The 12,699-nt window shown below is 48.3% G+C and carries 15 protein-coding genes; 14 read left to right on the top strand and 1 reads right to left on the bottom strand.

Going from position 1 to position 12,699, the window contains the following annotated elements; translation table 11 throughout:
* The first annotated feature begins 1 nt into the window (after window position 1).
* From HPY31_RS15010 to HPY31_RS15000, 3 genes are read left to right on the top strand one after another with little or no spacing between them, the layout of a single operon-like run.
* Entirely contained in the window at window positions 2-1,183 is a 1,182-nt protein-coding gene (locus HPY31_RS15010; RefSeq protein ID WP_172141355.1) for a Ger(x)C family spore germination protein, read from the top strand.
* Between the two features lie 28 nt (window positions 1,184-1,211).
* Window positions 1,212-1,439: a hypothetical protein gene (locus tag HPY31_RS15005; RefSeq protein ID WP_041749643.1), complete on the top strand. Its 228-nt coding sequence runs from the start codon at window positions 1,212-1,214 to the stop codon at window positions 1,437-1,439.
* A gap of 47 nt (window positions 1,440-1,486) precedes the next feature.
* Window positions 1,487-1,837 carry a DUF2512 family protein gene (locus tag HPY31_RS15000; RefSeq protein ID WP_064201612.1) on the top strand — a complete coding sequence of 117 codons (351 nt, stop codon included), beginning with the start codon at window positions 1,487-1,489 and terminating at the stop codon, window positions 1,835-1,837.
* Between the two features lie 55 nt (window positions 1,838-1,892).
* Here HPY31_RS15000 and HPY31_RS14995 read toward each other — a convergent pair whose 3' ends face one another.
* Window positions 1,893-2,729, bottom strand: coding sequence for an oxidoreductase (locus HPY31_RS14995; protein WP_172141354.1), 837 nt, complete (start codon window positions 2,727-2,729; stop codon window positions 1,893-1,895).
* Between the two features lie 336 nt (window positions 2,730-3,065).
* On the opposite strand from HPY31_RS14995, the gene coxB reads away from it, so the two are divergent.
* The 11 genes from coxB to HPY31_RS14940 all read left to right on the top strand — a co-directional run bounded on the left by coxB (window position 3,066) and on the right by HPY31_RS14940 (window position 12,680).
* Window positions 3,066-4,094, top strand: a complete 1,029-nt coding sequence (gene coxB / locus HPY31_RS14990) for a cytochrome c oxidase subunit II (protein WP_172141353.1) — start codon at window positions 3,066-3,068, stop codon at window positions 4,092-4,094.
* A 71-nt stretch (window positions 4,095-4,165) separates the two neighbouring features.
* Window positions 4,166-6,010 (top strand): cytochrome c oxidase subunit I, encoded by a 1,845-nt coding sequence (gene ctaD / locus HPY31_RS14985; protein ID WP_172141352.1) that lies wholly within the window; start codon window positions 4,166-4,168, stop codon window positions 6,008-6,010.
* Window positions 6,010-6,636 carry a cytochrome c oxidase subunit 3 gene (locus HPY31_RS14980; RefSeq protein WP_172141351.1) on the top strand — a complete coding sequence of 209 codons (627 nt, stop codon included), beginning with the start codon at window positions 6,010-6,012 and terminating at the stop codon, window positions 6,634-6,636. The genes ctaD and HPY31_RS14980 overlap by 1 nt, the downstream gene beginning before the upstream one ends.
* Window positions 6,637-6,639: 3 nt before the next feature.
* Window positions 6,640-6,957 carry a cytochrome C oxidase subunit IV family protein gene (locus tag HPY31_RS14975; RefSeq protein WP_015893238.1) on the top strand — a complete coding sequence of 106 codons (318 nt, stop codon included), beginning with the start codon at window positions 6,640-6,642 and terminating at the stop codon, window positions 6,955-6,957.
* A gap of 698 nt (window positions 6,958-7,655) precedes the next feature.
* Complete coding sequence (locus HPY31_RS14970; RefSeq protein WP_041749930.1) at window positions 7,656-7,955, top strand: EthD family reductase; 300 nt, start codon at window positions 7,656-7,658, stop codon at window positions 7,953-7,955.
* A gap of 2 nt (window positions 7,956-7,957) precedes the next feature.
* Window positions 7,958-8,419, top strand: a complete 462-nt coding sequence (locus tag HPY31_RS14965; RefSeq protein ID WP_172141350.1) for a PaaI family thioesterase — start codon at window positions 7,958-7,960, stop codon at window positions 8,417-8,419.
* A 93-nt stretch (window positions 8,420-8,512) separates the two neighbouring features.
* A complete protein-coding gene (locus HPY31_RS14960; protein ID WP_007723391.1) occupies window positions 8,513-8,914 on the top strand; it encodes a PaaI family thioesterase in 402 nt (133 codons plus the stop codon).
* Window positions 8,914-9,699 carry an enoyl-CoA hydratase-related protein gene (locus tag HPY31_RS14955; protein ID WP_172141349.1) on the top strand — a complete coding sequence of 262 codons (786 nt, stop codon included), beginning with the start codon at window positions 8,914-8,916 and terminating at the stop codon, window positions 9,697-9,699. Before HPY31_RS14960 ends, HPY31_RS14955 begins: the two co-directional genes overlap by 1 nt.
* Before the next feature lie 56 nt (window positions 9,700-9,755).
* Window positions 9,756-11,084, top strand: coding sequence for a phenylacetate--CoA ligase PaaK (gene paaK, locus HPY31_RS14950; protein WP_015893234.1), 1,329 nt, complete (start codon window positions 9,756-9,758; stop codon window positions 11,082-11,084).
* A 33-nt stretch (window positions 11,085-11,117) separates the two neighbouring features.
* Window positions 11,118-11,891, top strand: a complete 774-nt coding sequence (locus HPY31_RS14945) for an enoyl-CoA hydratase-related protein (protein WP_172141348.1) — start codon at window positions 11,118-11,120, stop codon at window positions 11,889-11,891.
* 9 nt (window positions 11,892-11,900) lie between these two features.
* Window positions 11,901-12,680 (top strand): enoyl-CoA hydratase-related protein, encoded by a 780-nt coding sequence (locus HPY31_RS14940; protein ID WP_172141347.1) that lies wholly within the window; start codon window positions 11,901-11,903, stop codon window positions 12,678-12,680.
* Window positions 12,681-12,699 lie beyond the last annotated feature (19 nt).

Below are 12,699 nucleotides of genomic sequence, written 5' to 3'. Positions count from 1 at the left end.
AGTGAAAGGGATAAAAGTTCTTCTCTGCATCGTGCTCGTTATTATCCTAGCTGGTTGTTGGGATCGAAAAGAACTGAACGATTTGGCGATTGGGGTCGGGATTGGTATTGATAAAGTGCAGACAGGCTATCAGGTTTCGGTTCAAGTAGTCGACCCTGCAGAGGTCGCGGCCAACAAGGGGAAGCCTGGACGTGCTCCTGTTACTCTCTTTACGATGAACGCTCCGACGATTTTTGAGGCTGTGCGGAAAATGACCACGATCTCTCCTCGGAAAATTTATATGGCCCACACGCGGATGCTCATATTTGGCGAGGAGGTCGCAAGGGAAGGGATCGCTCCTGTCATCGATTTTGTCTCGCGTGACCATGAGTTTCGGACTGACTTTTATATTGCCATCGCTAGAGGAACGACGGCACGCAACATCCTGAGAGTGATCACACCGCTTGAACAAATCCCTTCCACAGAAATGTTTGCTTCTTTAGAGACATCCTCCAAAGTATGGGCGCCTACCGCAGCAGTTACAATGGATCAATTGATTACTGACTTTACCAGCAAAGGGAAAGAAGCGGTTTTGACAGGCGTGCGACTAACCGGACCTGCAAGGGAGGGGGACCAACGAAATAACGTCGAGCAAATAGATACCCCCGTGCTTCTTCAATACACGACATTGGCTACTTTCCGGGGAGACAAGATGATTAACTGGCTGAGTGAAGCGGACAGCAAAGCCTATAGTTACATTACAGGCAAAGTAAAAAGCACGGTCGGAAGTATGCCTTGCAAGGGGGGAGGACTCTTGACGCTGGAAGTCATGCACGCCGACGCGAAAATCGAGGCTACCATGAAAAATGGTACGCCTGAAGTCATCGTGCACATCGCTTTGGAAAATGATATTGGCGAAGTGCAATGCAAGCTCGATCTGACAGAGAAGGGAACGATCAAGGAGCTGGAAAAAGAGGCAGAAAAATCACTGGAAGCATTGGCGACAAAAGCCATTGCCAATGCCAAGAAACATGGAGTAGACATATATGGATTCGGAGAAGCGATTCATCGGCAATACCCGAAAGTATGGAAGAAGATAGGGAGCCATTGGGAAAAGGAATTTACCAAGCTGCCAGTACATGTGGTTGCCGATGTAAAAATCAGACGTTTAGGAACCATCAATAATGCCTTTGAAGAAAGGTGATTGTGTAACAGGGGCAGGGGGAGTTTGTATGTCGACATTTGCTGTCATCGTTATATCCATAATCGTTTGTGCATACGAGCTGCCCCGATTGATTCGGAAGCGGCAGCGTAAAGAGATCGCTGTCTTTCTCGGGTTGCTAGTCATCAGTGTTGGCTTGTACGCAGGCGCTGAAAAAGGGGTTGTCCCCAATCCTGTTTATTGGGTGGAAATGGTTTACAAGCCCGTATACGACGGCCTTATGACATGGCTGAAGTAAACGAGGGGCATACTGAGTACACCCCCAGTAAAGGAGAGTAAATAGACGTGGACGGTCTTTTGATGAAGCTGCTCGTTAGTCCGTTGTTGGTCGTTTTGGCAGATGCTCTCTTTCCAGAAGTGAATTTCGCTAATCTATATCAGTCTGTCGGAGTCGGATTTGTCTTGGCAATCGCCGGATATTTTTTGGATAGGGCGATCCTTACAGCAGGGAGTCTTTGGCTTACGACCATGTTTGACTTGATTATCGGCTTTTTGATCGTTTATGGGAGCATTGTGTTTTTGCCGACGGCTCAAATCGCTGCAATCGGGGCCGGTTTTGTTGCGATATTTTTTGGCGTAGCAGAATATATCCAGCATGTTTGGCTGATACGCACAGGACGAACGGAAAGTGTATAGTTGTGTAACGTGCAAACACACTCCTTGGGGGTGTGTTTTGTTTATGGAAAAACCATTACGATCGCTTTGTCACGATTCGCTCAATCCATGACCACGGAAGCCAATTTTTTGCGGCGATCGTAAGTGCCACGCCTCGGCCAACTGGGTAGCGGAATCGCGGCTTGGGAGTGGTGGCCGCATGGACAATCGTCGAGATGACTGCGTCGGGGGCAGGTGCCTTTTCTATGATTGCTTCTACGTGACGCATCAGTTGCTTCATTTGGAAGGCGTACGGAGAGTCTTCATCAAGCTGTTGGTCTTGCATTCCTTTCTCCCAGATTGCTGTACGAAAGGAGCCGGGCTCAACAAGGACGACTTGAACCTGAAAAGGTAGCATTTCAAGGCGAAGCGATTCACTGAAGCCTTCGACTGCATGCTTGGATGCGGCATACGGTGAGAGACCGGGAAAACCAAATCGCCCACTGATGCTGCTTACGTTTATAATTCGTCCAGCTTGTTGCTGCCGCATATAAGGCAAGACTGCCCGAGTGACGTCGATCAGCCCGAACACATTTACATCAAACTGCTTGCGCCATTCTTCAGAAGAGACCTCCTCAGCAAAGCCACCCAACGCGTAGCCTGCATTATTTACCAATAAATCAATGCGCCCATGTTTTGCAATAATGGAGGTGATCGCCTCCTGAATTTGTTCCGAATTCGTAACATCAAGGGAAATGACTTCCAGATGCTCAGGATCTATATGTAAGCTTGCCAATTTGTCAAGAGGGTCTCTTTTTGCTGGATCACGCATAGCAGCAATTACCTGAAAACCAGTCTTGACTAAAGCGACTGATGCATGCTTACCAAAGCCACTTGAGGTACCAGTGACTAGTGCAATTGGTCTTTTTTGCATGGAATTCTCCTTATAAATGTATAGTATGGTAGTATTTAACTGAAATGTTCACAAAATTGTTCATAAATTTGTTAACAAAATCATAACAAATAGCCTTTGTATTAAGGAAAATTTATGTATACTTAAATGGTTACCACGCTTGGGTAGAAGTGTGCAATACTGCCCCTTACTTTGCTGTTTGTTTTTGGAATGGCTGCTAATACTTTTCACGTTTGGGTATTATAGTTGTGAATGGTATTGTATGCGATTTCTTTAAGCAGATAGAAAAGTACGAAAACTTCTAGTTGTAGGCGTGGCTAGAACGTTACCAACACGAAGAAAGAGGGGTTCATTGGTATGAAGGGTTGGCAACAGTATTGGCGTCAGTTTTCCCTGTTTGCTCTGCTGGCGCTAGTGTTAACCGGGTGTGGCAAAGATGAGCTCTCAGCGCTCAAGCCCTCTGGTCCGGTAGCTGCGATGCAGTTTGACCTGATGAAGCTGTCCTCCGCTATCATGATCGGCGTCTTCATTGTCGTTATGGCGATCTTTACGTACGTCCTTATCCGCTATCGTAAGCGTCCCGGACAGCAAGGCATTCCTAAGCAGGTCGAAGGAAATCATGCACTTGAAATTCTTTGGACGGTAATTCCTTTCTTGCTCCTAATCATCATGGCGATTCCGACCGTTACTACTGGTTTCGCACTGCACAAGGAGTACCCGAAAGAGGAAGCAGTTCAAGTGAAGGTTACCGCTCACCAATTCTGGTGGGAATTCGAGTATCCTGATCTTGGAGTAGCGACTGCACAAGACTTGGTATTGCCGGTTGGTAAAAAGGTTCAATTCGTATTATCCGCATCTGATGTTAAGCACGCATTCTGGATTCCTGCATTGGGCGGTAAAATCGATACGAACCCAGGGCAAGAAAACAAAATGTGGCTGCAAGCAGACAAAGCAGGCATTTACTACGGTAAATGTGCGGAGCTCTGTGGAGCCTCCCATGCCTTGATGGACTTCAAGGTAGAAGTAAAGGAACAAGCAGATTTTGACACTTGGGTAGCAAACATGAAGGGCGTTCAGGCAAAAGAACCTGTAACGGCAACCTCTCCACTGGCTGCAGAAGGTCAACAAATCTTTGATAAGAGCTGTTTGGGATGTCACGCTGTGGCAGGTAAAGGCGGTAAGATGGGGCCAAACCTGACTAACTTTGCAGATCGCGAACGTATAGCAGGTATCAAAGCACATACGCCTGAAAACATTGCAGAGTGGCTGAAAGATCCGCAAAAAATCAAGCCAGGCAACAAAATGCCTAACCTCAACCTCGATGACAACCAAGTGAAAGCACTTGTAGAGTACATGGAGACATTGAGTGTAAGCGAGAAAAAGTAAAGTAAAACCTCATAAAACTTATTGCATTGACAATCGTCATAGGCAGTGACGCTTAAAAAGGAGGTAAACCCGTGTCTGCACATGCTTCTCATGCACCAAATCGCTCGGGGCTGTGGGATTATCTTACGACAGTGGACCATAAGAAGATTGCGATCCTGTATCTGATTGCTGGTGGAATATTCTTCTTGGCCGGTGGTTTGGAAGCCCTGCTGATTCGTTTGCAGTTGATGTACCCGGAGATTGAATTCGTTGGTGCCAAGACTTTTAATGAATTAATTACGATGCACGGCACTACGATGATTTTCTTGGCGGTTATGCCGATCATTTTTGCTTTGATGAACGCGATTGTCCCTCTTCAAATCGGTGCACGCGACGTAGCATTCCCGTTTGTTAACGCTCTCGGATTCTGGCTATTTTTCTTCGGGGGAGTGCTACTGAACACAAGCTGGTTCTTGGGTGGCGCACCTGATGCTGGTTGGACATCGTATACAACTTTGGCTTTGAATCAATACAGTGGCAGAGGCGTAGACTTCTACGTACTCGGTTTGCAAATTGCCGGTCTCGGAACGCTGATTGGTGGTATTAACTTCCTGGTTACGATCATCAACATGCGTGCTCCAGGTATGACATTCATGCGTATGCCAATGTTCACCTGGGCGTCCTTTATTACATCCGGTTTGATTCTCTTCGCATTCCCTGCGATTACGGTTGGTTTGGTTCTGTTGATGTTTGACCGTTTGTTCGGCGGAAACTTTTTCAACCCTGATGCAGGTGGTAACGTTGTAATCTGGGAGCACTTGTTCTGGATCTTCGGTCACCCCGAAGTATACATTTTGATTCTCCCGGCATTCGGTATCATTTCTGAAGTAGTTTCTACATTCTCAAGAAAGCGTTTGTTTGGTTACAGCTCCATGGTATTTGCAACAGCGCTGATCGGTTTCTTGGGCTTCATGGTGTGGGCTCACCACATGTTCACAACAGGTTTGGGCGCAATTGCCAATACACTGTTTGGACTTGCAACCATGTTGATCGCTGTTCCTACAGGTATCAAAATCTTTAACTGGCTGTTGACCATGTGGGGCGGTCAAATTCGCTTCCCTACCGCAAACCTGTTTGCAGTAGGATTTATCCCAACGTTTACAATCGGTGGTATGACAGGGGTTATGCTTGCGGTTCCGCCGGCTGACTATCAATACCATGACAGTTATTTCGTAGTTGCTCACTTCCACTACGTAATCGTAGGGGGACTCGTATTCGGTCTCTTCTCCGGTCTTTACTACTGGTGGCCGAAAATGTTCGGTAAAATGCTGAACGAAACAATTGGTAAATGGAACTTCTGGACGTTCTTCATTGGTTTCCATCTTACCTTCTTCCCGCAACACTTCCTGGGTCTGATGGGGATGCCGCGCCGCGTCTTTACATACCTCAAAGATCAGAACCTGGATATGGGGAACTTTATCAGTACGATTGGTGCATTTGGTATGACGATCGGTACCATCCTATTCGTGATCAACGTAGTCGTTGCAGCGAAGAGCTCCAAACGCGCTCCTGCAGATCCGTGGGATGGACGTTCACTCGAATGGGCGATTCCTTCGCCGCCGCCGGAGTACAACTTCGTTCAAACCCCTCTCGTTCGCGGTTTGGATGCGTTGTGGATTGAGAAAATGGCTGGTAACAAAGGCATGACGCCTGCGGAGCCTATTGGCGACATTCACATGCCATCGCCATCGTTCTTGCCATTCCTGATGTCTCTCGGATTGTTCGTAGCAGGCTATGGCTTTATCTACCACAACTATGTGGTTGTAGTCATTGGAATACTCGCTACACTGTCCTGCATGTTTACCCGTTCAGTGAAAGACGATCCAGGCTATCACATTCATGAAGATGAACTCGAAGAGAAAGGGGTAAAGGCTTAATGGCTAACCATCACGCACATGCAGTATTGCCTGACGAACCGGAAAAAGCCACCCTTGAAGGTAAGAATAAGGTTCTTGGCTTCTGGCTCTTCCTCGGTGGGGAGACAGTTCTCTTCGGTTCCTTGTTTGCAACATTTATCGCTCTTCGTGATCAAGCAAATGGTGGACCAACGTCCCAAGCGTTGTTTGACATGAATCTCGTAGCAGTGGCCACGCTTCTCTTGCTTACCAGCTCGATGACAAGTGTTATGGCTACACTGGCTCTGCACAGGAAAGACCTCAAGAAGATTCAGCTATGGCTGACTATCACGGTAATACTCGGTCTCGGCTTCCTTGCTTTGGAGATCTACGAGTTTGTACACTATGTAAATGAAGGACTGAAATTGTCAACGAGTGCATTTTCATCTGCCTTCTATACATTGGTTGGATTCCACGGAGCTCACGTAGCGTTCGGGATTTGCTGGATCATCCTTTTGCAACTCTCTGCGACGAAAAAGGGCCTGACGGTAGTAACTGCACCGAAGTTCTACCTGGCAAGTCTGTACTGGCACTTTATCGACGTTGTATGGGTATTCATCTTTACCGTGGTATATCTCATGGGTATGATCGGTGGAAAGGTGGGATAATCTATGGGAGCACAAGCTCATAATGAAGAGGTACGCAAACCGAAAGTGAAGCACGAAGGTCCGAAAAGACACCTTGTTGCTTTCATCGGATCTCTCGTATTGACCGCACTGGCATTCATTGCAGTGGCGTATGAAGCAATTCCATCAGGTTTTACCGTACCATTCATCGTAGCACTGGCCTTTGTTCAAGCGTTCTTCCAACTGTATGTCTGGATGCACATGGATCAAAAAGGTCATGAGTTTGCACGGATTAGTATTTTCGCAGGATTGTTTGTAATTATGATGGCGATCATCGTCTTTATTTTCTGGGTCTGGGTCTAGGAAATGGAGCGATGCGAGAGGACAGACATTGGGTCTGTCCTCTTTTTTGTGTTTAAAGGAGCTGTGGTGGGAGGGAAGAAGCGAATTTCCAGTCTACGCTTCGGCCTACGCCCCGCAAGGGGGATTCACTGTTCGCACCGGAATGAATGTCGGGAACGCTTCAAAAGTAGCAGTCTCGAAGAAGAGTGGCAAAGGTTGAAGCTAAAACCATTCCCGCCATTCATCCCTCCGCTAGGTCGGGCTCCAGAGGCGCTTGGACTGGAAATTCGCTTCTTCCCACGCGGCTTTTATTAATTATCAAGTAAGTTGATCCAAGGAAGTCCCCCACGAAATTCCCCAACAAATGTTTTGAAAAATCACAGGCAACCACAGCTTTACGAAAGTCCTGTCACATGTTTGGAAGGAGACCGCCGGAACGAAGTGAGGATACAGGCGACTGGAAAACATGTGGCAGGGCTTCCCTCGACCACAAAAGTTGGAAATCACCCCATCAAAGCATATTCTGTCAGCCTTTTCCCAGTCATAAACATGAAGAGAAGGAGGGATTAAGAGCAGATGGAGTTTTCACGCTTTTTGAAAAATACTTGCACCTGTCACAAAGGCTTTATATAATAAAAATATTAACATGCGTTAAAATAACGTTATATGAATTAGTCGTCACACATTACAACTATAATCTGAGGAAAGCAGGGATCATGATGGTGAAATTGGTAGCAATTTATCGCAAGCCCGAAGATATCGATGCTTTTGACAAGCATTATTTCGAGGTACATGGCCCATTGGCAGAGAAAATGCCTGGCTTAATCAAAATGGAAGTAAGCAAAATCTACGGAACACCAATGGGAGAATCTGACCTGCATCTGATGGCAGAAATGTACTTTGAATCAAAAGAAGCTTTGACGGAAGCGTTGTCATCTTCTGAAGGTCGCGCAGCAGGAAAAGACCTCCGTGGCTTCGCTGGACCCATAGTGTCCATGCATTTTGCAGAAGTAGTTTAATCATGACCACGAAAAGATTGATAGACGAACAAGCGCTCCATCAGAAGCATTACGCAGAGATTTGTGAGAAGCTAAAGCAAGATCCATTTGCCCAATTTTTGGGCATCAAGCTGATTGAGCTGGGAGAAGGAACGGCGACTGCGGAAGTCACAGTTGCCGAGCATATGCTGAATGCGCATGGCACCGCACATGGCGCAATCATCTTCTCTCTGGCAGACTTTGTTTTTGCAGCGGCTTGTAATTCCTATGGCAAAACATCAGTAGCATTGTCGATGAATATTGGATTTTTGGCTGCTGCCATGAAAGGAAATCGCTTGGTGGCAACTGCGACCGAAGAGAAGAAAAACAATCGCACAGCCTGGTATCGCATCCGTGTAGAAACGGAGCATGGTTTGGTAGCGACCTTGGATGCACTGGCGTACCGGAAAAGTGATTACTTCGTCGAAATCGACGAAAGCGAATAACTGACAGCGAAAATAAAACGGAGAAAGGATGCCAAAAGCCACGTGCTTAGGCTCCTTTCACTGTTTCAAGACGATACGAGAAAGGGGGCAAAGATGTCAGTGGAGATCCGTAATCGATTCAACCACTACCTGGGCATAGAAGTTGTTCACCGAGATGAACAGGGCTGTAAGGTAGCACTGAAAATTCGCCCCGAGCTGTTCAATAGCATCGAAGGTGTCGTACACGGAGGCGTTACGGCGACATTAGCCGATGTGGCGATGGGGCATGGGGCAGCACCTCATGTGGATGGTGTACAGCAATGTGTCACGGTGGAGAGCAAGATTCAATACCTCCACCCTGCACGCGGTGAGGTACTCGAGGCACAATCTCATGTATTGAAACAAGGAAAAAGCTTGATCGTGATGGAAGCACGCGTGACTTGTGATGGCAAGCTTGTGGCTTTTGCTACCGGCACGTATGCACGGGTGAACCCGCCTACACAAGGAGGACGTTGATGATGGAAGAGAGCGTTCGCTTTGAACGTGAAGGACATATAGGACTGATTACGCTAAATCGTCCAGATGAGCTGAATGCGCTGAACTACGATACATTGGAGCGCCTGGGAAGCTTGATTGAGCAGGTGCGCTTGGATGCAAAAGAGATTCGAGTGGTCATCGTGAAGGCAGAAGGGCGAGCGTTTAGCGCGGGGGCAGATTTGAAGGAGCGCCGTACACTGACGGAACAGCAGGTGCGCCGCAATGTCCGCAAAATCCGCGATGTATTTACTGCGTTGGAGAGGCTTCCGCAGCCGACGATTGCCATGATCAACGGATTTGCTTTTGGCGGGGGATTTGAGCTTGCGCTGGCCTGTGATTTCCGCTATGCCGTCGCAGATGCCAAAATGGGACTGACAGAGGTGAGCTTGGGCATCATTCCTGGTGCGGGTGGTACGCAGCGGTTGTCTCGCTTGATCGGACCTTCCAAGGCAAAGGAGCTGATCCTGACTGCCAGGCGCATCCAAGCACAGGAAGCATATCAAATCGGTTTTGTAAATGCTGTTGCAAAAGATACAGAGGAGCTGCGTGAGCTGGCAATAGGGCTGGCAAACGAGATTTTGGCAAATGCTCCGTTGGCGGTTTATCAGGCAAAATCAGCTATTGATCGCGGAAGCAGTGTTGATTTACAGACAGGTCTAGATATCGAAACCATGTGCTATGAAGTGATTATTCCCACGACAGATCGTCTGGAAGCATTGGAAGCCTTTCGCGAAAAGCGAAAACCAGTTTTTAAAGGCGAGTAACATTTTCAAATAAGCACTCCTACCGAGTCATAACGCAAGGGAATGAGGGAAGCGACATGATCTTTAATACAGAAATGGAAACGCTACCAAGAGAGAAAATGACGGAACTGCAACTGGCACGATTGAAAGAAACGGTTAAACGCGTATACGAGCGCGTCCCTTTCCACACAAAAGCATTCAATGAGGCTGGTGTGAAACCAGAAAACATCCAATCGATCGAAGACATACAGAAGCTTCCCTTTATGAAAAAGACTGATTTGCGAGAAAACTATCCGTTCAATCTGTTTGCGGTTGAAATGAAGGAAGTAGCACGCATTCATGGTTCTTCCGGAACAAAGGGAAAACCGACTGTTGTCGGCTACACCAAAAAAGACTTGGAAAATTGGGCGGAGATCGTGGCCCGCGCCATTTGCTGTGCGGGTGGAGAGCCAGGGGACATTTTCCATAACGCGTATGGCTACGGCCTTTTTACAGGCGGTTTGGGTCTGCACAATGGCATCGAGCACATGGGCGCAGTCGCAGTGCCAGTATCTGGCGGGAATACCTCCCGTCAAATTACGTTGATCGAGGACTTCAAGCCACGTGGCATTGCAGCAACGCCATCCTATGTCCTCAACATCGTGGAGGAGATGAAAAAGCAAGGAATCGATCCACGTGAGACAAGTGTCAAATACGGGATTTTTGGTGCGGAGCCGTGGTCGGAAGAAATGCGCGTGCAGCTGGAGCAAGAGCTCGATATAAAAGCCGTGGACATTTACGGGCTGAGCGAAGTGATGGGGCCAGGCGTTTCCATTGAATGTCAGGAGGCGCAGGATGGCCTACATATTGCAGAAGACCATTTCTACGCAGAAATTATCGATCCGAATACCGGAGAAGTGCTTCCATACGGACAAGAGGGCGAGCTCGTATTTACGTCGCTGACGAAAGAAGCATTCCCGGTTGTCCGCTATCGTACGGGGGATATCGCGTCCCTCAATCCTGAGCCCTGTAAGTGCGGACGGACAACCATGCGGATGTCGCGCATCAAAGGGCGTGTAGATGACATGCTCATTATTCGCGGGGTCAACGTGTTCCCGACAGAGATCGAGTCCGTCCTGCTTACGTTCAACCAATTGGCTCCACACTACCAGGTCGTCATTGAGCGCGACGGTGCCCTCGACCGTTTTGAGGTGCACTGCGAGCTGACACCAGCATATGCAAAAGAGCTCAGTGAAAATGACAGCTCTGCTCTCTCGTCATTGGTGAAAGAAATTTGCCATCACATCAAAAATACGTTGGGTGTGTCCGTGGTGCTGCGGGTGCAACCACCAAGTTCCTTGACGCGAAGCGAAGGCAAAGCGATACGAGTCGTAGATAACCGAAACAAATCACAGGCAGCGATCTAAACCAACTCCTGTAAAAAAAGGGTGTGACAGTTCATGGCCTATGAATATATTAGCGTAGCCAGTGAAGATGGTGTCGGTATTATTACGTTGAATCGACCGAAGATTCTAAACGCGCTGAATTTGCAGCTCATCGACGAATTGGTTGACCAGCTGGAGCAAATGGACCGCGACCCTGATATACGGGTGATCATCCTGACTGGCAACGCGAGGGCGTTCGCAGCGGGTGCCGACATTAATGAAATGGCGGAAGCATCAGCCATCGACATCATGAAGCGCAATCAGTTTGCGGTTTGGGATCGCATCTCACTCATCTCCAAGCCGATTATTGGTGCTGTCAGCGGCTTTGTGCTCGGTGGTGGCTGTGAATTAATGATGAACTGCGACATTGTAATCGCTTCGGAGACAGCCGTCATTGGCCAACCGGAAATCAAGCTGGGAGTCATGCCTGGAGCTGGTGGTACACAGCGTCTGACGCGTGTGGTAGGTGAACGAAAAGCACTGGAGATGCTGCTCACGGGTGAACCGATTTCGGCCAAAGAAGCGTTGAAATACGGATTGGTCAATCGGGTAGTGCCAGTAGAAGCGTACTATCAGGAAGCGCTCAAGTTGGCGAAGCAAATCGCTCAGCAGCCGCCGCTCGCGGTACAGGTCATCAAAAAAGCCGTGTACAAAGCTGGTGATCTCGCTCTTCAAGAGGGAATGGATTACGAGCGAAACAGCTTTTATCTTCTTTTGGCAAGCGAAGATCGAAAAGAAGGCATGCAAGCATTTCTGGAGAAGCGCAAACCCCGTTTTACGGGACATTAGGAGGCGGCCATGTACGAAACGATTCTTTATGAAGTGTCAGAAGGCGTAGCAGTAGTGACCTTGAACCGTCCGGACAAATTCAATGCGTTTACAGCCGTCATGAACAAGGAAATCACTGATGCGTTGAAGCAAGCACAGAAGGATGCGGACGTGCGTTGCATCGTTCTTACCGGAGCAGGGAAGGCGTTCAATGCGGGTCAGGATCTCAGTGACGTTGCTGGAGGAGGGGATGTGGATTACGGTGCTTTCTTGCGGGATCGCTATAATCCAATGATCCTCCAGTTTCAAAAAACAGAGAAGCCAATCATCGCAGCGGTTAATGGTGTAGCAGCAGGTGCGGGCATGAGTGTTGCGCTGGCGTGTGATATTCGTCTGGCATCGGAAAAGGCATCCTTCGTCAATGCTTTTGTCAACATCGGGCTTGTTCCTGATTCAGGAGGCTGCTACTTCTTGCCGCGCATCGTCGGGATCGGCAAGGCGCTGGAGCTGGCGATGACGGGGGAAAAGGTTTCCGCTGAGGAAGCACGGCGAATTGGATTGGTCAATCAGGTGTACCCTGCCGAGAGCTTCATGGAGGATGCGTTGGCGTATGCGCGCAAGCTGGCGTCATTACCGACGAAGGGCATTGGTTTGATCAAGCGCACGATGTACAAAGGGCTTGAAATGGGGTTGGAAGAGACCTTGGAATATGAAGCTTTTGCACAAGAAGCGGCTGGCAGCACAGCGGATCACAAAGAAGGGGTCACCGCTTTCATGGAAAAACGTGCGCCTCGTTTTACAGGCCGTTAGAGGCGAAGGGAGGCAAGCC

The organism is Brevibacillus sp. HB1.3 (assembly GCF_013186635.1).
Taxonomy (GTDB): Bacteria; Bacillota; Bacilli; order Brevibacillales; family Brevibacillaceae; genus Brevibacillus; species Brevibacillus brevis_D.
Note: the sequence above shows the minus strand (reverse complement) of the source record. Positions and strands in the feature narration are given on the sequence as shown.